Below are 20,687 nucleotides of genomic sequence, written 5' to 3'. Positions count from 1 at the left end.
AGAGCGATGAGCGGGACGGGCGTGACGGACATGACCACCGACGAGACCACGGGCGGGGTCGCCGCCGCCGAGAGCGAGGCGCGGCAAACGCTGCACCGCGTCTTCGGCTACGAGGCGTTCCGCGGCGAGCAGGAGGCCGTCGTCGACCACGTGGTGGCCGGCGGGGACGCCGTCGTGCTCATGCCCACCGGCGGCGGCAAGTCCCTCTGCTACCAGATCCCCGCCCTCGTCCGGCGCGGCACCGGCGTCGTGATCTCCCCGCTGATCGCCCTCATGCAGGACCAGGTGGACGCGCTGCGGGCGCTCGGGGTGCGGGCCGGCTTCATCAACTCCACGCAGGACTTCGACGAGCGCCGCTCGATGGAGGCCCAGTTCGTCGCGGGCGAGCTGGACCTGCTCTACCTCGCCCCGGAACGGCTGCGGCTCGACACCACGCTCGCGCTGCTGGCGCGCGGCGAGGTCTCCGTCTTCGCGATCGACGAGGCGCACTGCGTCGCCCAGTGGGGCCACGACTTCCGCCCCGACTACCTCGCCCTGTCGGTCCTCGGCGAGCGCTGGCCCGACGTCCCGCGCATCGCCCTGACGGCCACGGCGACGAACGCCACGCACCAGGAGATCACCCAGCGCCTCGGCATGCCCGACGCGAAGCACTTCGTGGCCAGCTTCGACCGGCCCAACATCCGGTACCGGATCGTCGGCAAGGCGGACCCGAAGAAGCAGCTGCTCGCCTTCCTCAAGGAGGAGCACCCCGGGGACGCGGGCATCGTCTACTGCCTGTCCCGCGCGTCCACGGAGAAGACCGCCGAGTACCTCCGCCGCAACGGCATCGAGGCCGTCCCGTACCACGCGGGGCTCGACGCCGGTACGCGCGCCGCCCACCAGTCCCGGTTCCTGCGCGAGGAGGGCCTGGTCGTCGTCGCGACGATCGCCTTCGGCATGGGCATCGACAAGCCGGACGTCCGGTTCGTCGCCCACCTCGACCTGCCCAAGTCCGTCGAGGGCTACTACCAGGAGACCGGCCGCGCCGGCCGCGACGGCGCCCCGTCCACGGCGTGGATGGCGTACGGCCTCCAGGACGTCGTCCAGCAGCGCAAGCTCATCCAGGGCGGCGAGGGCGACGAGGCGTTCCGCCGCCGGGCCGCCGCCCACCTCGACTCGATGCTGGCCCTGTGCGAGACGGCCCAGTGCCGCCGCGCCCAGCTCCTCACGTACTTCGGCCAGGAACCGGCCACCGCCTCCTGCGGCAACTGCGACACCTGCCTCACCCCGCCGGAGACCTGGGACGGCACGGTGGTCGCGCAGAAGCTGCTCTCCACGGTGGTCCGCCTCAAGCGCGAGCGGAACCAGAAGTTCGGGGCCGGCCAGATCATCGACATCCTGCTCGGCCGCCGCACGGCCAAGGTCATCCAGTTCGACCACGACCAGCTGTCGGTGTTCGGCATCGGGGAGGAGCTGAGCGAGGCGGAGTGGCGCGGCGTGGTCCGCCAGCTCCTCGCCCAGGGCCTCCTGGCCGTCGAGGGCGAGTACGGCACGCTGGTCCTCACGGAGGCGAGCGGCGCGGTGCTGGGCCGGGAGCGCGAGGTCCAGCTCCGCAAGGAGCCGAAGAAGCCGGCCGCTTCCCGGTCCTCGTCCGGCCGGGGCGAGCGCAAGGGGAAGGCGGCGGTCGCCGCCGACCTCCCCGAGACGGCCGTCCCGGTCTTCGAGGCCCTGCGCGCCTGGCGCGCGGCCCAGGCCAAGGAGCTGGGCCTGCCCGCCTATGTGATCTTCCACGACGCGACCCTGCGCGAGATCGCCACGGCCCTGCCGACGACGCTCGGCGAGCTGGGCGGCATCAGCGGCCTGGGCGAGAAGAAGCTGACGACGTACGGCGAAGCGGTCCTGGAGGTGCTGTCGGGCCTCGACACCCCCGCCCCGGCCCCCGGCCCCGCCCCGGAGGCGCCGAAGCCCACCCCCCACGACGACGCCGAGTTCGGCTGGGACGAGGAGCCCCCGGAGTACGAGTGAGCCCGCCTCCTCACCCCGCCGGAACCACCCGCCCCGATACCTCGCCCAGGCCCACCCGGGTGCCGTCCGGGCCGGGGGCCCAGGCGGTGAGGGTGACCGTGTCGCCGTCCTCCAGGAACGTGCGCTTGCCGTCCGGGAGGTCCAGCGGGTCGCGGCCGTTCCAGGTGAGTTCGAGGAGGCAGCCGCGCTGCGCCGGTTCGGGGCCGCTGACCGTGCCCGAGGCGTACAGATCGCCGGTGCGCAGCGAGGCGCCGTTGACCGTCATCTGGGCGAGCTGCTGCGCGGCCGTCCAGTACATCGTGGAGAACGGCGGCTCCGCGACCACGTGCCCGTTGATCGCGACGGAGATCCGCAGGTCGTAGCCGCCGGGCTCGTCCTCCTCGGCGTCGTCCAGGTAGGGGAGGACCGGGACGTCGCGGGCGGGCGGCGCGGTGCGGGCGGCGTCCAGGGCCTCCAGCGGGGTGACCCAGGCGGCGACGGAGGTCGCGAAGGACTTGCCCAGGAACGGGCCGAGGGGCACGTACTCCCAGGCCTGGATGTCGCGCGCCGACCAGTCGTTGAGCAGCGACAGCCCGAAGACGTGCTCGCGGAAGTCGGCCAGCGGCACGGGCGTGCCCTGCGCGGAGGGGGTGCCGACGACGAAGCCGACCTCCGCCTCGATGTCCAGCTTCACGGACGGGCCGAAGACGGGGGCCGGGTCGGCGGGGGCCTTGCGCTGCCCGGCCGGGCGGACGACGTCGGTGCCGGAGACCACGACGGTGCCCGCGCGGCCGTGGTAACCGATCGGCAGGTGCTTCCAGTTGGGGGTGAGCGGCGTCTCCGCGTCCGGGCGGAAGATCCGGCCGACGTTGGAGGCGTGGTGCTCGCTGGCGTAGAAGTCCACGTAGTCCGCGACCCGGTACGGCAGGTGCAGGGTGACCGCGTCCAGGTCGTGCAGCAGGGGTTCCATGTCCGCGCGGTGGGCGGGGACGGTCACCCAGGCGGTCAGCGCGCGCCGCACATCGCGCCAGGCGGTGCGCCCGGCCCCGAGCAGGGCCATCAGGTCGGGCTGGGCGAGCAGTTGGGCGTAGGGCGAACCGAGGGCGAGCGCGGCGGCCCCGGCGTCCAGGACGTGGTCGCCGATGCGGACGCCGACGCGCCGCTCCGGCCGGTCGGGGGTGGAGAACACGCCGTACGGCAGGTTGTGCGGGCCGAAGGGGTGCCCCTCGGGCACATCGAGCGGGCTGCTCTGCTGGGGCATCTGTCGCTGCCTCGCTTTCCGGGTCGCTTGCGTGACACGTTACGTCGGGGCGGCCGGCCGGGTCCGTGCCCGCGCCGTCCGGCCCGGTGCGCGGTGGCGGACCCGGCCGCGCGGTGGTTTCCCCGCCCTCTCCCGTACCCCGGAACGTACGCCTCACGTGCGCCGTCGCGGGAGGGTGCCCGGATCACCCGGAGGTGCGCGGAATGCTCTTCTCCCAGGTGCGGTGGAAGACGACCTCGCCGCCCTCGGTGCAGACGACCTCGTTGCTGGTGTGGAAGGCGTCGGCGTCGGCGGTGATCTCGGAGCGGGTGTCGATCTGCACGTCCCAGGACATCTCGGGCCGGTGCAGCCGGATCGTCCAGTCGGAGCGGGTGCGTGCGGAGAGCGGGTCGTCCTCGCGGACGGTGTATGTCTCCAGCGCGTCCTCGGTGAACTCCAGCCCGTCCGGGTAGACCCGGGTGCCGCCGTAGCGCGGGTCCACCTCCAGGCGCCACTCGCCCGCGGCGACGTCGCGGACCACCAGCCGCTCCGGGCGCGGCGTGTCCAGCGTCTCCGGGTACACCACGCCCAGCGGTTCGGCCTGTTCCGGCTCCTCGAAGGTGATGTCCGGGTCCTCGGCGGCCCGGCGCACCGGGAGTTCGAGGAGGCTGCCGTCCGCCTCCAGGGTGAAGCCCGCCGAGCCGGCCTGCGGCCAGATCCAGGGCCAGTACGAGGAGGAGACGGCGAGCCGGATGCGGTGGCCGGGCGGGAAGGTGTGGCCGATGCCGTTCAGCTCGAAGGTGACGTCCTCGGTGGTGCCGGCGGGCCAGTCCTCGGTGCGGTCGCGGCCGTTGCGGGCGGCCAGGTTGAGCGCGCCGCGGGTGACGAGGGTGGAGGAGCCGTCCGGGGCGACGTCGCAGAGCCGGGCGACGGCCTGGCCGCGCGGCACGTCCATCCGGATGCGCAGCCGTACCCGGGGGCGGCCCAGGATCTCGATGGGCGCGTCGGTCACGGGGAACTCGAAGCAGAGCGACTTGGCGTCCTCGTCGCGCTGGTCGGGCGGCAGGTCGGCGTCGTTGCCGAAGGGGAAGAAGCGCCCGGCGTCGAGCCCGGTCTGCTGCGGCGAGCGGACGAGCTGCGGGCCGCCCTGGAGGGCGTACGCGACCGGCGCGACGGTCTCCGAGGGCCAGGCGTTCTCGCCGACCCAGCGGCCGGGCATCGTCTCGTAGACGGTGGCGGGCGGGTGGGACTCGCTGATCCAGGCCCGCAGCAGCGGCTCCTCCAGCACCCCGGTGTCCTTGTCCTTGAGGTGCTGGTCCCACCAGCGCAGGGTCTCCTGGAGGAAGCCGATGGCCGGTCCGGGCGGCAGCCCGCGGTCGGGGTACTGGTGGGACCAGGGCCCGATGATGCCGCGCACGCGGGCCGGGTCCAGGTGCTCGACGAGCCGGAGCACGGTGTCGCGGTACGGGTCGTGCCAGCCGCCGACCGCGAGGACGGCGGCCTGGATCGCGGAGTAGTCCTCGCAGACGCTGCCGTGCTTCCAGTAGGCGTCGCGGGTCTGGTGGGCGAGCCAGGTGTGGATGAAGGGGTCCACCGCCTCCAGCCGGTCGAGCCACATCTGCCGCCAGTCGTCGCCGACGTCCGCGGGGTCGGGCGGCCGGCAGACGAAGGCGAGCATGGTGGCCGCCCAGGCGTGCATGTCCACGGCGAGGACGGAGCCGCCCATGTAGTGGACGTCGTTGTCGTAGCGGTCGTCGGTGGAGCACACGGTGACGATCGCCTTCAGCGGCTCCGGGGCCAGCGCGGCGATCTGGAGCGAGTTGAAGCCGCCCCAGGAGATGCCGAACATGCCCACCCGGCCCGAGCACCACTCCTGCTGGGCCAGCCAGTGGATGACGGCCACGCCGTCCGCCAGCTCCGTCGCGTCGTACTCGTCGCCCGGCATGCCCTCGCTGTTGCCGTGGCCCCGTACGTCCACCCGGACCGAGGCGTAGCCGTGTCCGGCGTACCAGGGGTGGCGCTGCCAGTCGCGCGGCGCGGTCCAGTCGCTCAGCCGGTACGGCAGGTACTCCAGGAGCGCGGGCACGGGTTCGTCCGTGACCGGCCGCCAGATCCGCGCGTACAGCTGGGTGCCGTCCGCGAGCGGGATGTAGAGGTCCTCGTGGGTGGTCTCGTAGGGGAACGAGGTCTGGATGTGCATGGGCGTACCTCAGTGGACGGGGTGCATGGTGCGCTTGAGCCAGGGGGCGGCGGCGATGACGGCCGCGCCGGCCGCCACCGCGACAGCGCCGTTGACACCGAAGTAGGCGGGGTTGGACACCTCGCCGTACAGCTTCACGATCTGGGCCTGGATGCCGTTGGCGAGGGCCAGGGAGAGGAACCAGAGCGCCATGGTCTGGCTGGCGAACGCCTTCGGGGCGAGCTTGGTGGTCGCCGACATGCCGGAGGTCTCCAGCAGGATGTCGCCGAGTCCGAGGAGCAGATAGGAGCCGACGATCCACCAGGCGGCCATCCGGTACGTGTCGCCGGAGTGCCCGGAGGTGGGCAGGACCATCAGCAGGAACGAGAGCCCGCCCAGGATCACCCCGAAGGCGATCTTGTTGGAGGCGTGCGGCTGGCGCGGCCCCATCTTCGCCCAGACGGCCGCGACCACCGGGGCGAGCGCCACCTCGAAGGCGCCGAGCGCGGAGGCGTACCAGCTCGCGGGGAAGTGGAAGCCGAAGATCTCGGTGCGGGCGTTGGTCGAGGCGAGCAGCATCATCGTCGAGTACGCCTGGAAGAGGATGAAGTTGAACACCACCGAGGCCAGGAACAGCACCACGTAGGGGCGCAGCCTGCCGCGTTCGGCGGCGGTGACCCGGGGGCTGCGGAACATCACTGCGAAGTAGACGACGGGCGCGATCACCGAGATCAGGGTGAGCAGGTCCACGAACCGGTCCATGGTGAGCCACCCGGCCAGGGCGAGCGCGGTGGCGACGGCGGCGACGACCACGGCGCCCGCGACGATCAGCCGCACCGCGCGCCGCATCGGGCCGGGGGCCAGGGCGAACTCGGCGGTGTGCTTGCGTCCGGCCAGGTGACGGCGGCCCGCGACGTACTGGATGAGGCCCAGCGTCATGCCGAAGGCGGCGGCGGAGAAGCCCCAGTGCCAGCTGGCGTGGTCGCCGAGCCAGCCGGTGATCAGCGGGCCGAGGAAGGCGCCGATGTTGATGCCCATGTAGTAGAGCGCGAAGCCGGCGTCCCGGCGTTCGTCGTCCGTGCGGTAGAGCTTGCCGACCATGGTGGCCACGTTGGGCTTGAGCAGCCCCGTGCCGGCGCTGATCAGGCCGAGCCCGACCCAGGTCATCGCGTCCGTGGGCACCGCCATGGCGTAATGGCCGCAGGCGATCAGGATGCCGCCGTACAGCACGGCCCGGTACGAGCCGAGGATGCGGTCGGCGAGCCAGCCGCCGGCCACCGACACCAGGTAGACGAGGGTGCCGTACGCGGCCGAGACGGAGGCGGCGGTCCCGGCCTCCATGCCCATGCCGCCGTGGGCGACGGTGTCGGCGAAGTAGAGGACGAGGATCGCCTGCATGCCCAGGAACGAGAACCGCTCCCAGACCTCCAGACCGGACAGGGTCATCAGACCGCGTGGCTGGCCGAAGAAGGCGTGGTCGTCGGCCGGCGGCGGCTGCTCCGGTTCGGTGGCGGCGGCGGTGTGGGACAAAACGGCAACTCCTGATCGTATGAGCTGATGTCGAACATACCGGCGGTGGCGGGAAGGCGCCCACGGTGATCCAAAGGCGACCGGATACGCTGACATCAGTGGTTGACAACGACACATCGACATTCCGTGTGATCGTCAGCAGACAGGAGATCCCCTCGTGACCGTCGTCGGGCCGTTCGGACTGAGCGTGCGGGACCAGGCTCTTGAGGCCGGTGTCCAGGCCGGTTTGGCTGCTGTCGAGTCGGGCCTGCTCGAAGCCACCAAGAGCGACGTGCCCTTCATCACGGAAGCCGCCCAGCACCTGGTGCGCGCGGGCGGCAAGCGGTTCCGGCCGCTGCTTGCGATGCTGGCCGCCCAGTTCGGCGACGCCGACGCGCCGGGCGTGGTGCCCGCCGCCGTCGTCGTGGAGCTGACCCACCTCGCGACGCTGTACCACGACGACGTCATGGACGAGGCCGATGTGCGGCGCGGGGTGCCCAGCGCCAATTCCCGCTGGGGCAACTCGGTCGCCGTCCTGACCGGCGACTTCCTCTTCGCGCGCGCCTCGCACATCCTGGCCGACCTGGGCCCGGAGGCCGTCCGCATCCAGGCGGAGGCGTTCGAGCGCCTGGTCACCGGCCAGATCCTGGAGACGGCCGGTCCGCGCGACGGGCGCGACCCGGTGGCGCACTACCTGGAGGTGCTGAGCGGCAAGACCGGCTCGCTGATCGCCGTGGCCTGCCGGTTCGGCGCGATGATGGCCGGTGCCGACGAGGCCACGACGGACATCCTCACCCAGTACGGCGAGCGGCTCGGCGTCGCCTTCCAGCTCGCCGACGACGTCCTGGACATCGCCTCCGACTCCCACGAGTCCGGCAAGACCCCCGGCACCGACCTGCTGGAGGGCATCCCGACCCTCCCCGTCCTCCACCTCAGGGCGCAGGCGGCGGAGGACGGCAAGCCGGACGACCTGGCCCTCGTCGAACTGCTCGACGGCGACCTCGGCGACCCGGACCGGCTCACCGAGGCGCTGCGCCTGCTGCGCGCCCACCCCGCGCTGGCGCAGGCCCGCCGGGACACCGTGCGGTACGCGCAGGAGGCGCGGGCCACGCTGGGGCCGCTGCCCGAGTGCTACGCCAAGCTCGCCCTGGAAGAGATGTGCGACGCGGTGGTGCACCGCGCCGGCTGACGGCCTCCCCCTGGGGTCCGCGCGGCCCCAACCCCTACTGGACGGGGGAGAATCGGTGCTCCACCGTCATACCGAAGAGGTACGCGGAGTTGCTCCCGGGGGTTGACGCTTCGCGCCGCCCGTTTTGGTCAGATGGAGACACAACCACTCCTGACCAAAACGGGTGAGAATGGCGGCACGGAGTGGGCGAGTGCATCCCGAGGAAGCCGCCGATCACGGAGGTAGGGCACACATGGCACCGAACGACAGCGCGGAGACCACCGGCACGGCCGCCGGCGGGAGCGGCCGGCGCGGACGCAGAGCGGCGCGCTACATCGTCCCCGTCGCGGTGGCGGGGGTGGCGGCGGCGACCATCGGCCTGGTCCCCGCGCTCGCCAGCTCGGGCGACCCCGAGCTGCCGGAGATCACCGCTCAGGAACTCATCGAGAAGATCGCCGCGTCGGACACCGAGCGCTTCTCCGGCACGGTGAAGATCAGCACGGACCTGGGCATCCCCTCCATGGGCGGCCTGGCCGGCTCGTTCCTCTCCGACGCCGGCAAGAGCGGGCGCGGCGGCGAGGACACGTCCAGCGCCGACCCGCAGAGCAAGCTCACCGAGCTGGTCTCCGGCACGCATACGCTGCGCGTCGCCGCGGACGGCCCCGACAAGCAGCGGCTGTCCATCCTGGACGACGCCTCCGAGTACAGCCTGATCCACAACGGCGACCAGGTCTGGGCCTACGACAGCGCGACCAACGCGGTGTACCACGCGGAGGCCGAAGGCGCGGACAAGGCGCCGCGCGGCCACGACCGGGCCGTCCCCGAGGGCGTCCCGACCACCCCGAAGGCGCTGGCCGAGCAGGCGCTCCAGGCGGCCGACGGCACCACGTCCGTCACGGTGGACGGCACCGCGCGGGTCGCCGGGCGCGACGCGTACCGCCTGGTGCTCAAGCCGGAGCAGAGCGGCTCCACGGTGGGCTCGATCACCGTCGCCGTGGACGCGAAGAACGGCGTGCCGCTCAAGTTCACGCTCCAGCCGAGCGGCGGCGGCAAGGCCGTCGTGGACGCCGGTTTCACCTCGGTCGACTTCGGGAAGCCCGCCGCGTCCTCCTTCACCTTCACCCCGCCCAAGGGCGCGAAGGTCACCGAGGCCGACGAGGCGGGCAAGGGACACGAGAAGGACGCCCGCAGGGCCGCCGGGAAGGCCGAGGGCGACCTGCGCGCCGCCGGGGAAGCCGGTGCGCCGAAGATCATCGGCAAGGGCTGGAACAGCATCGCCGAGTTCAAGACCCCCGGTGGCGCGGCTCTGCCGACCGAGGCGACGAAGGGCGTCCCGGCCGAGGCCCAGCAGTTCCTGGACGCCCTCGGCGACAAGGTCAGCGGCAAGTTCGGTTCGGGCACGGTCTTCAAGACGCGCCTGATCAACGCGCTGATGACGGACGACGGCCGGGTCTACGTGGGCGCGGTCACCAAGGACGCGCTGGTCGCCGCCGCGAACGACGCGAGCTGACACCCGCGGTACCCCTTCCGCCCGCCCCGCCGTGCGCCCCGCGCGCGGCGGGGCGGGCGCGACCGTACGAGCCAGTGGGGAGCACACGATGGCAGGGCCCGACACCGCGCCCACCGAGCGTCCCGGACCCGGCGTGCCCGGCGCGCCGCCCGCGTCCGGCGCGCCCGTGATCGAGACGCGCGGGCTGACCAAGCGCTACCGGGGCGGCCAGCTCGCCGTGGACGGGCTCGACCTCACGGTCCCCGGCGGCAGCGTCTTCGGCTTCCTCGGGCCCAACGGCTCGGGCAAGACGACGACGATCCGGATGCTCATGGGCCTGATCGCCCCGACCTCCGGCACCGCCCGCGTCCTCGGCCACCCCATGCCGGACGCGGCGCGCACGGTGCTGCCCGAGGTCGGCGCACTGATCGAGGGGCCCGCCCTGTACGGGTTCCTGAGCGGCCGGGACAACCTCCTGCGCTACGACACGGCCGACCCGACCGCCGACCCGCGCACCCGCGCCGCACGCGTCGGTGAGGCCCTGGAGCGGGTCGGGCTCGCCCAGGCGGCCGGCAAGAAGGCGCGCGCGTACTCGCTGGGCATGAAGCAGCGCCTCGGCCTCGCCGCCGCCCTGCTCCGCCCGCGCCGGCTGCTCGTCCTGGACGAGCCGACCAACGGCCTGGACCCGCAGGGCATGCGCGAGATCCGGGCCCTGGTCCGGGAGCTGGCGGCGGACGGCACCACGGTGTTCGTCTCCTCCCACCTCCTGGACGAGATCGAGCAGGTGTGCAGTCACGCGGCGGTGATGGCGCGGGGCCGGCTCCTCACCCAGGGGCCCGTCTCCGGGCTCGCCACCGGCGGCCGCCTCGCCGTCACCACCCCGGACCCGGCCGACGCGGCCCGGGTGCTCAAGGAACACGGGATCACCGGCATCACACTGGACGGCGACCGGCTCCGGGCGGACGCCCCGCCGGGCACGGTGGACCTGGCCGACCTGAACGCGGCGCTGGTCCGGGACGGCGTGCGGGTGCGCGCGTTCGGCGTGGAGCGGGCCTCGCTGGAGGACGCGTTCGTGGCTCTGACGGGAGAGGGATTCGATGTCGCAGGCTGAGACCGGGCCCGTGGGGGCCGGGCCGTCCGGGCCCGCCGGGCGCAACCCGCTGTGGACCTTCGGCATCCTCCGGTCCGAGCTGGTCACCACGCTGCGCCGCTGGCGCACCCTCGCCCTGCTCGGGGTGCTGGCCGCCGTGCCGGTCCTGATCGGGATCGCGGTGCGCATCGAGACGTCGGACGGCTCGTCGGCGGGTCCGGGCGGCGGGGAGGCCGGTCCGGCGTTCCTGTCCCAGGTCACCAACAACGGCCTGTTCCTGGTGTTCGCCGCGCTCGCCGCGACGCTCCCCGTCTTCCTGCCGATGGCGGTGGGCGTCATCGCCGGCGACGCGGTCGCGGGCGAGGCCAACGCGGGGACGCTGCGCTACCTGCTGGTCGCCCCGGCCGGGCGGACCCGGCTGCTGCTCGCCAAGTACGCGGCGACGCTCGGCTTCTGCCTGGTCGCCACGCTCGTGGTGGCCGCCTCCGCGCTGGCGGTGGGCGCGCTGCTGTTCCCGCTGGGCGACGTCACGACGATCTCGGGGACGACGATCGGCTTCGGCGAGGGCCTGGTGCGGGCGGGGCTCGTCGCGGTGGTCGTGGCGGCGTCGCTGACCGGCTTCGCGGCCCTCGGCCTGTTCGTCTCGACCCTCACCAACAGCGGCATCGCGGCCATGGCGGCGACGGTCGGCCTGCTGATCACCGTCCAGATCGTGGACAGCATCCCGCAGCTGAGCGGCATCCACCCGTACCTCTTCACGCACTACTGGCTGTCCTTCTCGGATCTGGTGCGCGACCCCGTCTACTGGGACGAGGTGGTGAAGAACCTGGGGCTCCAGGCGGTGTACGCGGCGGTGTTCGGTTCGGCGGCCTGGGCGCGGTTCACGGCGAAGGACATCACGGCCTGAGAGGCGGGGGCGGCAGCCGTACCGTCGGCCGGCGAGCCGTCCCCCGATCGGCTCGTCGCGGCACGAACGGCACGAACGGTGCGAAAACGAAGGGAACGAGCCGACACGCTACGTTCCGTTTCCGCCAGTGCATTGTTCGACCTAGGGCGACGGGCTGTCAACAAGGATTGGCTCAAACCCACCTATGCTCACCGAATGAACACATCGCCGAGTTCGCTGCGCCGGAGCGAGAGCTCACGCAGGGCGACCCTGCAAGCGGCCCTGGACCTGTGTACGGAGCGGGGCTACGGCCGGGTCACGATCGAGGGCATCGCGGCACGGGCGGGCGTCAGCAAGAAGACGATCTACCGCTGGTGGCCCTCGAAGAGCGCGATCCTGCTGGAAGCGTTCACGGAGATGCTGGTGTCGGCCACGCCGTTCATCGATACCGGGGACATCGCGAAGGACCTGCGCACCCACCTCACCGGAGCGGTCGCCGTCCTCGGCGTACCCCCCTTCGGACCCGCCTACGCGGGCATCCTTTCCGAGCTGCACCACGACGACGAGCTGGCCGAAACCGTTCGCACTCAGCTGATCGAACCCCGTTTCGACGAGGCGGTCGGCCGGCTGCGCAGCGCCCAGGAGCAGGGCCAGATCCCGGCCGGCGCGGACCTGCGCCTGGCGGTGGAGATGCTCTACGGCCCGCTCTACTACCGCCACGTGCTCCGCAAGCCGATGCAGGACGCGGACGAGGTCGGCAACCTGGTGGACCACGTCCTGCGGTCCCTGGGCGCGGTGCCGGACTGAGGGCGCCTCAGCCGAAGAGGCGCTCCAGGACGACGGCTATGCCGTCCTCCTCGTTCGACAGCGTGACCTCGTCGGCCGCCGCGCGCAGGGCGGGGTGGGCGTTGCCCATGGCGACCCCGTAGCCGCAGCGGCGGAACATCGGCAGGTCGTTCGGCATGTCCCCGAAGGCGATCGCGGACGCCGGGTCCAGGCCCAGTTCCCCGGCGGCGAGCGCGATCCCGACGCCCTTGTCCACGCCGTACGGCTGGAGCTCCACGGTCCCCGGCCCGGAGTGCGTGACGGTCGCCAGGTCGCCGACGACCGCGCGGGCCTCGGCGGTCAGCTCCTCGTCGCTCAGCTCGGGATGCCGGATGAGCACCTTGATCACGGGCGCGGCCCACAGCCCGCCCCGGTCCCGGGTCCGCTGCGCGGGCAGCGCGGGGTGCGGCAGCCGGTAGCCGGGCTCGATCAGCGTGCGCCCCTCGGGCCCGTCCTGGTCCACCGCCGCGAACACCCGGCCCACCTGCGCCTCGATCTTCCCGAGCGCGGCGTCGGCCGCCTCCCGGTCGAGCGTCACGGCGCGGACCGTGCGCCGCGCCCCGGCGTCGTACACCTGCGTGCCCTGCCCGCACACGGCGAGCCCCCGGTACCCCAGCCCGTCGAGCAGCGCCCGTACGCCCGGCACGGGGCGCCCGGTGACGACGAGGTGCCGGGCCCCGGCCTTCCGTGCCAGGGCGAGTGCGGCCCGGGAGCGCGGGCCGACGGTGTCGTCGCCGCGCAGCAGGGTGCCGTCCAGGTCGGTGGCGACGAGCGAGTACGGGGGCGGGGTGGGCATGGCGACCAGCGTAGGCCCCGCCCTCCGGAGCACGGCCGGAGTGGTGGCGGGGCCCAGGGGCCGGCCGTCCTGCGGGTCAGACCGGTTCACGCACCGGTTCGGGCTGCGGCGCGGACCCGGCCTTCCGCACCGGCTCGGGCCGTCCGGCGCGGGCCCGCAGCAGACGCGCCGCCCGGGGGGCGTACGTGTCCAGGCCGCGCGACGCCGCGCAGATCACCGCTCCGACCATGATGAAGCCGAAGGAGACGATCCCGATCTGCAGGATGATCAGGACGTGGAGGCTCACGCTCGCGACCGCGGCGACCGCCTGCCAGGAGCCGCGCCGCACCAGGAACAGCGCGATCAGCGTCTCGGCGAGGATCGTCCCCCAGGCCGACAGGAGGGCGACGAGCGTGAAGTCGGTGGCCCAGCGGAACGCGTCGGCGAACAGCCCGGCCGCTCCGAAGTTCTCCATGCGCACGACGTAGTAGGTCGCGCTGCCCTCCGACCACGGCCCCACGGGGAGCTTCGCCAGGGAGCTGTTGAGGTAGACGTAGGCGACCTGGAGCCGCAGCCCCCACCAGCCGGCCCAGGCGATGCCCTGCCACACCGATCCCTTGTGCCGCACCCCGCCGTCCGGCCGCTGCCAGTGCCAGGTACGCCGGTCGTTGACGCAGGCGAGGATCAGGAAGAAGGTCACGACCTGCGCCACGGCGTCGCCGCCGTCGGGAAGCGAAATGGATTGCCCGACGGAGAGCGACACCCAGAAATGCACCACCGTCAGGAAACGGGGCATGAATCCGCTCGCCACGATCAGGAGCAGGGCGAGGAGAATCAGGTTCAGGGATTGCCGGTCCGCGGAGGGGGCGAGGCAGTAGAGCGAGGCGGCCTGCGCCGGGGAGGAACAGCCGATCTCGATCTCGTTCCCGCCCACCGGGACGAACAGGTGGGACGCCGGGGTGAATATCAGGATCGTCGCCTGGGCGAGCGCGATGATCGACCTGCCGATTCCGAGGGCCCGGGATTCGGCGGGAAAGCGTGCGACGGATCGTTCGGCGAACGCCGTGAAGACGGCTATCTGCTTCCGGAACACTTCGCCTCCACGAGAGCGGCCTGCTTGTCCAGCCGCCAGCCCTTGTACTTGTCACGGAACTTCCACGGAACGGGGCGCGTTTCCACCAGGACCACCCGCCCGCACAGCGTGGGGACCGGTGAGGAATTCACGACGGAGACGGGCGTGGACGACCCGGCGACCACGGCGGGGCAATCTCCTTCCACCTTTTCGCAGTCCCGCCACTCCCGTACCTGATTCGCCATGCCGGCCACTTCCGGACCCTGCGCACGCTGGCGCCGGCTCAGCCCGAAGAGGTTGTCGGAGCGCGAGTTCGGTAACCGCGCCGCGTACGAGACACCATCGGCGGAAACAAGGTAGGGAACGAACTCGGGGTCGCTCGGAGGCTTGGTGAAGAATGCCCAGCTCTGCGGCAGGAACCTCGCGGAGAACGACCTGAGTTCACCCCCGTCGCGCGTGGAGAGGACGTTGCTCGGCAGGGAGAAGAAGACCGATCCGGCCAGCAGGACGCCGACCACGAGGATGCCGACCGTCGCGGAGACCAGGGCCGAGGACGGCCCCGTCCGTTGAGGAAACGTTTCTTCAACGGGGTGTGCGGCGGTCTGCCCGGCGGTGTCCTGATCGGTGGTCACCGGGTCGTCACTCACGTCAGCGCGGAGGTGAAGGCGGCGACGAAGGCGTCACGCTCGATGCCGGAACCGCTGGGGCTGCCGTCCTCCAGGTACCACGTGACGACCACGAGGGTGGCGAGGGCGTTGGTGGCGACACCCGCGTTGGTGTACGCGACGGCGTTGGCGGCGCCGACCGCGTTGACGTAGATGGCCACGTAGGCGCCCATGTAGAACCAGCCGCTCGGCTGGGCCTCGGGGCCCTCGCCCTCGACGGGCTCGCCGTTCTCCTTCACGTAGTCGATGAACGACACCGAGAAGTCGCGCAGGGCGGCGTCGACGAGCACCGGGTCACCGGAGTGGAACGGCACCGCCGACGTCTCGTGGAACTCGGGGTGCGCCGCCAGGTACCCGGCGATGACCTGGTTGAGCGCGTCCTCGTCGGTGTGCGGCTTGTCGGGGTTGAACCCGAGCATGCTCTTCAGCTCGGGGTAGGCCTCCGCGATCGGGCCCTGGGCGGCCAGCAGCAGCTGGAGGAGTTCCGTGTCGCTGTACTTCGCGGTCTCCTTCACCGGGTCGATGAGCTGCGCCTTGCCGGGGGCGGACGCGTTCGTACGGCCGTCCGCCGCGAAAGCGCTCTGGGCGGTGAGCCCGCCCGCGGTGAGTATGGAGCCGGCCGCCACCGCGGCCACGATGTTCCTCAAACGCGAGTTCATTTCTCTCCTGGTTCGACAGGTTTGAAGACGTGCGTTGACTAATCGTTGTCGCTGTCCACCGCGCGCGCCGCCGAGTTCGCCTTGACGGCCGCAGCGGTGAGGAGTGCCAGCACCACTCCCATTCCGGCGAGTGGTGCGATGATGACGGCCGGGTTCTCGGAATCGCTCAGTGTGACCCCCACTGTGATGGCGAAGGCGATCACGCCGACCGAATAGGCGGTCAAATACGTTGCCGTCAGCATCGGGGAAGCGGCGGCGTGCCCTACCGCCCATGCCCTGTCGGAGGACATTGTCGCCTTGGTCCTGATCCCGACCGCGGAGTTCCGCTGGATGTTCCCGCGCGTTATCTGATTCTTCATGTAGTGCACCATGGCGCCCATCGTCACCAGTCCTGCGCCGAACACCCATCCCGCGACCGGGTCCATAAACCGTCCTCCAGGAACATGTGAACCATCGCTCTCCGTACGGAGATGCCTTACGCCCCCCTGCCCCCGGGGCAGGCCCTGAAAATTTACAGAGTCTTGCCCCGGGCAATAACCTAACTTGGTGGATTCTCGTTCCAGAAGATCGTTTCAGGACACCCTCTGCCGCGAACTGGCTCGTTGTATACGGCACGCGTCTTGGTCCGTGCGGCGACCGGAAACGCAAGAGGGCCCCCGGCCGGGGCGAATGCCCGTGCCGGAGGCCCTGGGGTGGTTCAGCGGACGCGCGGCCCGTCCTGCTTGACGCCGGCCACGAAGGCGGCGAACGCGTCGGCGCGGAAGCCGAGGGCGGGCCCGTCCGGGTCCTTGGAGTCCCGGACGGGCACGGTGCCGGTGGCGGCCACGAGGTTGGTGGCGACCTGGACGCAGTCCCCGCCGTTGTCGCTGTACGAGGACGTGTACCAGAGGGGGGAGTCGGTGGCCACGGGGCGCGTCCCTTCGTAGGGGTGGTCAGACGGTGTCGAACCCGCCGTCCTTGATACCCGCGACGAAGGCGGCGTACGCGTCGGCGCGGAGGCCGAGGGTGGGGCCGCTCGGGTTCTTGGAGTCGCGGACGGGGACCGTGCCGGTGGCGGCCACGAGGTTGGTGGCGACCTGTACGCAGTCGCCGCCGTTGTTGCTGTACGAGGACGTGTACCAGCGGGGGGATTCGGTCGTCACGAGGTGCCCTTTCGCAGTTGCCTGATCATGGCCACGGATGCTGCTTGAGACAGCGCTTCGGCCTGTAGCTGATGGTAGGCCGTCAACATCGGTAGTACTGACGGGCTTTCACGGTCCAGGTGCCCTTGCGTCTGTGACTCGGCATAGCAGACGACGGACCGGTCCGGAAGGGTCAGGAGGTTGACGGGCAGGTCGAACGTCCGCCGTTCCCCTATCTCGTAGGGGGCGATCTGAAGCAGGGTGTTCGGCATCTCGGCGAACTCGATCAGCCGTGCCAGCTGGGCGTCCATGACATCCGGGCCGCCCACAGGGCGCCGGACGCAGCTCTCGTCCATGATGACGAACAGCATGGGCGGCCTGGGGCGGACGAGGACCGCTTGGCGCTCCGCCAGGAACGAGACGCGCTCGTCGGCCTGTTCCTGCGTGATGGTCCCGCGTCGTACTGCGCTGTCGGCCAGCACGCGGGCGTACTCGGGTGTCTGCAACAGGCCCGGGATGATCCCGATGTTGTACAGCCGGAGTTCGACGGCCCGCGCCTCGTAGCCGACGTACTGAGGGAAGCCCTCCAGGAGTGAACCGTGCCGGATCTTCCGCCACTCCTGTTCGAACGTGTCAACGGTTTCCTCGATGCCGAACGCTCTGTCAGCACTGCGCGAAAAGCGGAGGGTTGGCATCTTGCGACCAGTTTCCACGGCCGAGATGTGCGTGCTGGAGTAGCCCGTCCGTTCGGCCAGATCCTCCTGCTTCCAGCCGCGAGTCTCGCGCAATCTGCGGATACGCGCTCCGAAGGCGGCCTGGGGGCTGCTGTCGGGCTCTAACTCCTTGCGGTTCACGACCCGTCACCGACCTTTCGTGCGTAACCGACACGTTGAACAGTCTCAGACTCTAGGCCACTCTGAATCCGCTTGGTAGTGGAACAACTACGGAGAGGGACGTCTCGTGTGCGCTGGCGCCGAACGTAACGGTCAAAACGTCATCAATCCCCCAACTCCCGCTGTCGGAACGATCGTCGTGGACGTCGCCCGGTGGGAGCAGCCCCTGGTCGGTGAGTTCCGGGGGGTCGCCGGCCCCTACTGGACGCTCCGGGCGCCCAAGGGTGGCACCGAGTGGGAGGTACGCCCCGAACACACCCGCGAGGCGACGCCGGCCGAGCGCCTGGCGGCGAGGACCGCGCGCGAGAACGCCCGGAGTCGGGGTGAGGTCGCATGAGCGCCCGGCCGGAACCGGAGCTCACCGAGCCCTGCCGTACGTGCGAGGAGCTGGACCACGAGGAGGCGGTGGCCCGTGCCCAGCGGGACGGCAGCCGGGAGACGGACTGCCGGGTCCTGCGCCGCCGCCACCTCGCGGCGGAGCACGGCGACGGCGCCTGAACCCCCCACCCCGGGGCGGCGGTTCAGTGGGCGGACGGCTCGCCCGCGAAGACGATGATCTGGTCGATGAGGCTCCGGCACAGGTGGACGACGTCCGTGCCCGCCAGGCGCGGGCCCCCCTCGGGCGTGGCGAAGACCCACTGGTACCGGGCCCACTCGTCCGGCATGTCCACCGCCGAGCAGCGCACCATCGTGCCGGTTCCCTCCGGGTGGTGCCGGATGTCCAGCACGAACTGCTCGACCGCCTCGATTCCTTCCCGGCGGCCCAGCGGACCCCAGAAGACGACGTCCGAGGTCAGGGACCGGGAGAGCAGGCCGGTCACGTCTCTGTCGTCCGGGGCGTTGAACGCGGAGATGAACGTGTCGATCGCGGTGCGTGCGGTCTCTTCCTGCATGCCCCAGTAATACCAGCCGCTCCGGGTACGCCCGCGCACTCCGGGGGCCCGCGCGCACGGACGGGAACGGGCCACCGCGTCCGTACCCCGGTCCGCACCTTCGGGCCGCCGGACTAGGACCAGCGCCCGATGGCGCACGGCCGCGTGCTCTCTAGGCTCGCTGCCGTACACGGCTCCGGACGGGCCCCCGGCCGTCGCCGGGCCCGTTCCCCTCAGGAGGTACACCCATGCCGGCTGATTCCGCAGCTCACATCCGCTTCGCCCGGCCCTCGCGGGACCTTCGGGCAGCGGAGGACTTCTGGGTGTCGGGCCTCGGTCTCGACGTCCTGTACCGGCATGCGGCGGACGGCACTCCGGGGCGGAGTTCCCTTCTCATGGTCGGCTGGCCCGACGCCGGCTGGCATCTGGAACTCGTCCACGACCCCGCCGCGCCCGTGGAGCCGCGCTCGACCCCCGAAGACCTTCTGGTCGTCTACCTCGGCGAACCGGTACCCGACTCCCTGGTGGAACGGCTCGAGCGGCACGGCGGGAAGCGGGTACCGGCTCACAACCCGTACTGGGACACCTGGGGCGTGACCCTCCAGGACCCCGACGGCTATCTGCTGGTGCTGTCCACTCGTACCTGGTCCAACTCGTAACTCCCCGGGCGGGTGCCTGAACCGCCTCTCGGCGGGAGGGGCAGGTCCGCCCGGGGCTTGCCGAGGACGCCGTACGCCCGGCGCTGACCGGCGGGTGTGCTAACTCGGCTGTCGGGTAGGCGAGTTGGATGGACTCTGCGATGGGGGCGGGGAAGGCCGCGACGGTGGGCGGATGGCGGCGGTTCTGGAAGGCGCTGAGCGATTCCGACGAGTGGACGCCCCGGCGGCCCCTGCTGTCCGGGGCGCTCCTCGCGTTCGGCTGCGGGGTGCTGCTGATCGGGGACGGCGTCCTGTGGGCCCTCGCCCACGACGAACCCAAGTACGTCCAGATCTGGTGCTGGGTCGCCTTCTTCGGGGGCGTCCTCGGGCTGACGCGGCTCGCGTTCCCGCAGACGCGGTACGTGGTGCCGCTGCTCCTGCTCGGCGTGTTCCTGGTCGTCGCGGTGCCGGCCGGCTTCCGCAGCGCGGTCCTCGACCTGCGCGGGGAGTACGTGACGGTCACGGTCACCGAGGTGATCCACGAGGGGCCGTCGTACGCCGTCAGCCAGCTGCACCGCTGCGAGGTCGAGGCCGCCGACGGGACGTTCTGGGTCAGGAGCGACGACGCCAAGTGCGGCGCCGCCACCCGCCCCGGCGACCGCTTCGAGGTCCTGCGCGACCCCGGCGACCTGGTCGGCGCCACCACGGAGCTCAGCATCCCGATCCCCTTCACGCTCCTGGTGCCCGTCGTGGGCGGGGTGCTGCTCCTGGTGACGGTGCTGGGCGCCCGTGGCCTGAACCGAGCCACCGCCGGCCGGCCACGGGACGCCTGAGCCCTACTCGACGCAGAACTCGTTGCCCTCCGGGTCCGTGAGGATCGTCCACTTGCCGCCCGGCTCGTCCACCTCGCGCAGGACCTTCGCGCCCAGCGCCTCCAGGCGGGCCACCTGGGCCTCACGGCCGTCGGGGCCCGAGCGGACGTCGAGGTGGAGGCGGTTCTTCACCGTCTTCGGCTCCGGGACGCGCTGGAAGAGCAGACGGCGGCCCCGGCCGGCGCCGCTGTCCTCGTCGTACGGGTCGTCCGGGTGCCGTACGGCCGCCAGGTCCCGCCAGGCGCGGCGGCCGTGGGCCATGGTCGTCACGTCCTCCGGCACCGCGCCGAAGCCCAGCAGGCGTTCGATCTGGGGGCTGTTGTCCTCGACCTCGTACCCGAGGACCTGGGCCCAGAAGCCGGCCTGGGCGTGCGGGTCGGCGGCGTCGATGACGACTTTCCATTCAAGGGTCATGATCGGCATTCTGTCCCGGAGCTGGGGATTCCGCCCAGATATTCGGTGACCGCCTTCCCCTCGTCCGCCCCCGCGACCAGGCCCACATGGTTGTCCGGGCGCACCAGCACCAGCAGGTCCTCGTCCGGGCCGACCCCGTACGCCGTGTGCGCGTGGCCCGCCGCGTCGGTCAGGTCGCACGGCTCGCCCGCCGCCCCCACCCCGTACGCGCGCAGCTCGTCGCCGTGGGCCGCCGCCGCCTCGCGCAGGGCGCCGGCCGTCCCCGTACCGAAGCCGAGCAGCGTGAAGTGCGGGCCCGCGAAGACCTCGAAGAGGCGGCGGGGCGCGCCGGTCGCCG

General features: G+C 71.8%; 23 protein-coding genes and 1 pseudogene. 10 read left to right on the top strand and 14 right to left on the bottom strand.

Annotated elements, in window-relative coordinates:
* The first annotated feature begins 30 nt into the window (after nucleotides 1–30).
* Nucleotides 31–2,004 carry a DNA helicase RecQ gene (recQ, locus tag MHW47_RS10510; protein ID WP_239222415.1) on the top strand — a complete coding sequence of 658 codons (1,974 nt, stop codon included), beginning with the start codon at nucleotides 31–33 and terminating at the stop codon, nucleotides 2,002–2,004.
* A 10-nt stretch (nucleotides 2,005–2,014) separates the two neighbouring features.
* Here recQ and fahA read toward each other — a convergent pair whose 3' ends face one another.
* The 3 genes from fahA to MHW47_RS10495 form a co-directional block, all read right to left on the bottom strand.
* Nucleotides 2,015–3,244, bottom strand: a complete 1,230-nt coding sequence (gene fahA / locus MHW47_RS10505) for a fumarylacetoacetase (protein ID WP_239222406.1) — start codon at nucleotides 3,242–3,244, stop codon at nucleotides 2,015–2,017.
* 184 nt (nucleotides 3,245–3,428) lie between these two features.
* On the bottom strand, nucleotides 3,429–5,423 hold the full coding sequence (locus MHW47_RS10500; RefSeq protein WP_239222405.1) for a CocE/NonD family hydrolase: 1,995 nt from the start codon (nucleotides 5,421–5,423) through the stop codon (nucleotides 3,429–3,431).
* A gap of 9 nt (nucleotides 5,424–5,432) precedes the next feature.
* Nucleotides 5,433–6,932, bottom strand: a complete 1,500-nt coding sequence (locus tag MHW47_RS10495) for a peptide MFS transporter (protein WP_239222404.1) — start codon at nucleotides 6,930–6,932, stop codon at nucleotides 5,433–5,435.
* A 157-nt stretch (nucleotides 6,933–7,089) separates the two neighbouring features.
* Between MHW47_RS10495 and MHW47_RS10490 the strand changes: the two genes are divergently transcribed.
* The 5 genes from MHW47_RS10490 (at nucleotide 7,090) to MHW47_RS10470 (ending at nucleotide 12,351) form a co-directional block, all read left to right on the top strand.
* On the top strand, nucleotides 7,090–8,100 hold the full coding sequence (locus tag MHW47_RS10490) for a polyprenyl synthetase family protein (protein WP_239222403.1): 1,011 nt from the start codon (nucleotides 7,090–7,092) through the stop codon (nucleotides 8,098–8,100).
* A gap of 232 nt (nucleotides 8,101–8,332) precedes the next feature.
* Nucleotides 8,333–9,589 (top strand): DUF2092 domain-containing protein, encoded by a 1,257-nt coding sequence (locus tag MHW47_RS10485; protein WP_239222402.1) that lies wholly within the window; start codon nucleotides 8,333–8,335, stop codon nucleotides 9,587–9,589.
* 88 nt (nucleotides 9,590–9,677) lie between these two features.
* Nucleotides 9,678–10,679 (top strand): ABC transporter ATP-binding protein, encoded by a 1,002-nt coding sequence (locus MHW47_RS10480; protein ID WP_239222401.1) that lies wholly within the window; start codon nucleotides 9,678–9,680, stop codon nucleotides 10,677–10,679.
* Complete coding sequence (locus MHW47_RS10475) at nucleotides 10,666–11,565, top strand: ABC transporter permease (RefSeq protein WP_239222400.1); 900 nt, start codon at nucleotides 10,666–10,668, stop codon at nucleotides 11,563–11,565. The genes MHW47_RS10480 and MHW47_RS10475 overlap by 14 nt, the downstream gene beginning before the upstream one ends.
* Nucleotides 11,566–11,760: 195 nt before the next feature.
* On the top strand, nucleotides 11,761–12,351 hold the full coding sequence (locus MHW47_RS10470) for a TetR/AcrR family transcriptional regulator (RefSeq protein WP_239222399.1): 591 nt from the start codon (nucleotides 11,761–11,763) through the stop codon (nucleotides 12,349–12,351).
* Nucleotides 12,352–12,358: 7 nt separating this feature from the next.
* Here the strand turns inward: MHW47_RS10470 and MHW47_RS10465 are convergent, their stop codons facing one another.
* From MHW47_RS10465 to MHW47_RS10430, 8 genes are all read right to left on the bottom strand, one after another.
* Nucleotides 12,359–13,165 carry an HAD family hydrolase gene (locus MHW47_RS10465; RefSeq protein WP_239222398.1) on the bottom strand — a complete coding sequence of 269 codons (807 nt, stop codon included), beginning with the start codon at nucleotides 13,163–13,165 and terminating at the stop codon, nucleotides 12,359–12,361.
* A 76-nt stretch (nucleotides 13,166–13,241) separates the two neighbouring features.
* Nucleotides 13,242–14,237, bottom strand: a complete 996-nt coding sequence (locus tag MHW47_RS10460; protein WP_239222397.1) for a sporulation-delaying protein SdpB family protein — start codon at nucleotides 14,235–14,237, stop codon at nucleotides 13,242–13,244.
* Entirely contained in the window at nucleotides 14,219–14,863 is a 645-nt protein-coding gene (locus MHW47_RS35915) for an SdpA family antimicrobial peptide system protein (protein ID WP_239222396.1), read from the bottom strand. The genes MHW47_RS10460 and MHW47_RS35915 overlap by 19 nt, the downstream gene beginning before the upstream one ends.
* Nucleotides 14,860–15,540, bottom strand: a complete 681-nt coding sequence (locus MHW47_RS10450; RefSeq protein ID WP_239222395.1) for a hypothetical protein — start codon at nucleotides 15,538–15,540, stop codon at nucleotides 14,860–14,862. Before MHW47_RS10450 ends, MHW47_RS35915 begins: the two co-directional genes overlap by 4 nt.
* Nucleotides 15,541–15,578: 38 nt before the next feature.
* Nucleotides 15,579–15,965: an SdpI family protein gene (locus MHW47_RS10445; protein WP_239222394.1), complete on the bottom strand. Its 387-nt coding sequence runs from the start codon at nucleotides 15,963–15,965 to the stop codon at nucleotides 15,579–15,581.
* Nucleotides 15,966–16,237: 272 nt separating this feature from the next.
* Complete coding sequence (locus tag MHW47_RS10440; RefSeq protein WP_239222393.1) at nucleotides 16,238–16,447, bottom strand: DUF397 domain-containing protein; 210 nt, start codon at nucleotides 16,445–16,447, stop codon at nucleotides 16,238–16,240.
* 25 nt (nucleotides 16,448–16,472) lie between these two features.
* On the bottom strand, nucleotides 16,473–16,682 hold the full coding sequence (locus MHW47_RS10435; protein WP_239222392.1) for a DUF397 domain-containing protein: 210 nt from the start codon (nucleotides 16,680–16,682) through the stop codon (nucleotides 16,473–16,475).
* Nucleotides 16,679–17,515 (bottom strand): helix-turn-helix transcriptional regulator, encoded by an 837-nt coding sequence (locus MHW47_RS10430; RefSeq protein ID WP_239222391.1) that lies wholly within the window; start codon nucleotides 17,513–17,515, stop codon nucleotides 16,679–16,681. Before MHW47_RS10430 ends, MHW47_RS10435 begins: the two co-directional genes overlap by 4 nt.
* Nucleotides 17,516–17,657: 142 nt before the next feature.
* Here MHW47_RS10430 and MHW47_RS10425 point away from each other — a divergent pair, with 142 nt between their 5' ends.
* Both MHW47_RS10425 and MHW47_RS10420 read left to right on the top strand, forming a co-directional pair.
* On the top strand, nucleotides 17,658–17,891 hold the full coding sequence (locus tag MHW47_RS10425) for a hypothetical protein (protein ID WP_239222414.1): 234 nt from the start codon (nucleotides 17,658–17,660) through the stop codon (nucleotides 17,889–17,891).
* The gene (locus tag MHW47_RS10420; protein ID WP_239222390.1) at nucleotides 17,888–18,052 is read left to right on the top strand and encodes a hypothetical protein; all 165 of its coding nucleotides are present in this window, start codon (nucleotides 17,888–17,890) and stop codon (nucleotides 18,050–18,052) included. Before MHW47_RS10425 ends, MHW47_RS10420 begins: the two co-directional genes overlap by 4 nt.
* A gap of 23 nt (nucleotides 18,053–18,075) precedes the next feature.
* Here the strand turns inward: MHW47_RS10420 and MHW47_RS10415 are convergent, their stop codons facing one another.
* Complete coding sequence (locus MHW47_RS10415) at nucleotides 18,076–18,447, bottom strand: nuclear transport factor 2 family protein (RefSeq protein ID WP_239222389.1); 372 nt, start codon at nucleotides 18,445–18,447, stop codon at nucleotides 18,076–18,078.
* A 227-nt stretch (nucleotides 18,448–18,674) separates the two neighbouring features.
* On the opposite strand from MHW47_RS10415, the gene MHW47_RS10410 reads away from it, so the two are divergent.
* Both MHW47_RS10410 and MHW47_RS10405 read left to right on the top strand, forming a co-directional pair.
* Entirely contained in the window at nucleotides 18,675–19,085 is a 411-nt protein-coding gene (locus MHW47_RS10410) for a VOC family protein (protein WP_239222388.1), read from the top strand.
* Between the two features lie 128 nt (nucleotides 19,086–19,213).
* A complete protein-coding gene (locus MHW47_RS10405; protein WP_239222387.1) occupies nucleotides 19,214–19,897 on the top strand; it encodes a hypothetical protein in 684 nt (227 codons plus the stop codon).
* Between the two features lie 3 nt (nucleotides 19,898–19,900).
* On the opposite strand, the gene MHW47_RS10400 is transcribed toward MHW47_RS10405, so the two are convergent.
* Nucleotides 19,901–20,359 carry a VOC family protein gene (locus tag MHW47_RS10400; RefSeq protein ID WP_239222386.1) on the bottom strand — a complete coding sequence of 153 codons (459 nt, stop codon included), beginning with the start codon at nucleotides 20,357–20,359 and terminating at the stop codon, nucleotides 19,901–19,903.
* Nucleotides 20,347–20,687: pseudogene (locus MHW47_RS10395) on the bottom strand (monooxygenase); the annotation flags it as partial. The pseudogene MHW47_RS10395 and the gene MHW47_RS10400, both read right to left, overlap by 13 nt.

This window comes from Streptomyces sp. OfavH-34-F, assembly GCF_022347745.1.
Taxonomy (GTDB): Bacteria; Actinomycetota; Actinomycetes; order Streptomycetales; family Streptomycetaceae; genus Streptomyces.
Note: the sequence above shows the minus strand (reverse complement) of the source record. Positions and strands in the feature narration are given on the sequence as shown.

Bases quoted from the DNA above. Each gene is read 5' to 3' on its own strand.
- recQ (WP_239222415.1), top strand. From the start codon at position 31: ATGACCACCGACGAGACCACGGGCGGGGTCGCCGCCGCCGAGAGCGAG.
- fahA (WP_239222406.1), bottom strand. From the start codon at position 3,244: ATGCCCCAGCAGAGCAGCCCGCTCGATGTGCCCGAGGGGCACCCCTTC.
- MHW47_RS10500 (WP_239222405.1), bottom strand. From the start codon at position 5,423: ATGCACATCCAGACCTCGTTCCCCTACGAGACCACCCACGAGGACCTC.
- MHW47_RS10485 (WP_239222402.1), top strand. From the start codon at position 8,333: ATGGCACCGAACGACAGCGCGGAGACCACCGGCACGGCCGCCGGCGGG.
- MHW47_RS10480 (WP_239222401.1), top strand. From the start codon at position 9,678: ATGGCAGGGCCCGACACCGCGCCCACCGAGCGTCCCGGACCCGGCGTG.
- MHW47_RS10475 (WP_239222400.1), top strand. From the start codon at position 10,666: ATGTCGCAGGCTGAGACCGGGCCCGTGGGGGCCGGGCCGTCCGGGCCC.
- MHW47_RS10470 (WP_239222399.1), top strand. From the start codon at position 11,761: ATGAACACATCGCCGAGTTCGCTGCGCCGGAGCGAGAGCTCACGCAGG.
- MHW47_RS10465 (WP_239222398.1), bottom strand. From the start codon at position 13,165: ATGCCCACCCCGCCCCCGTACTCGCTCGTCGCCACCGACCTGGACGGC.
- MHW47_RS10450 (WP_239222395.1), bottom strand. From the start codon at position 15,540: ATGAACTCGCGTTTGAGGAACATCGTGGCCGCGGTGGCGGCCGGCTCC.
- MHW47_RS10445 (WP_239222394.1), bottom strand. From the start codon at position 15,965: ATGGACCCGGTCGCGGGATGGGTGTTCGGCGCAGGACTGGTGACGATG.
- MHW47_RS10420 (WP_239222390.1), top strand. From the start codon at position 17,888: ATGAGCGCCCGGCCGGAACCGGAGCTCACCGAGCCCTGCCGTACGTGC.
- MHW47_RS10415 (WP_239222389.1), bottom strand. From the start codon at position 18,447: ATGCAGGAAGAGACCGCACGCACCGCGATCGACACGTTCATCTCCGCG.
- MHW47_RS10410 (WP_239222388.1), top strand. From the start codon at position 18,675: ATGCCGGCTGATTCCGCAGCTCACATCCGCTTCGCCCGGCCCTCGCGG.
- MHW47_RS10405 (WP_239222387.1), top strand. From the start codon at position 19,214: ATGGACTCTGCGATGGGGGCGGGGAAGGCCGCGACGGTGGGCGGATGG.
- MHW47_RS10400 (WP_239222386.1), bottom strand. From the start codon at position 20,359: ATGCCGATCATGACCCTTGAATGGAAAGTCGTCATCGACGCCGCCGAC.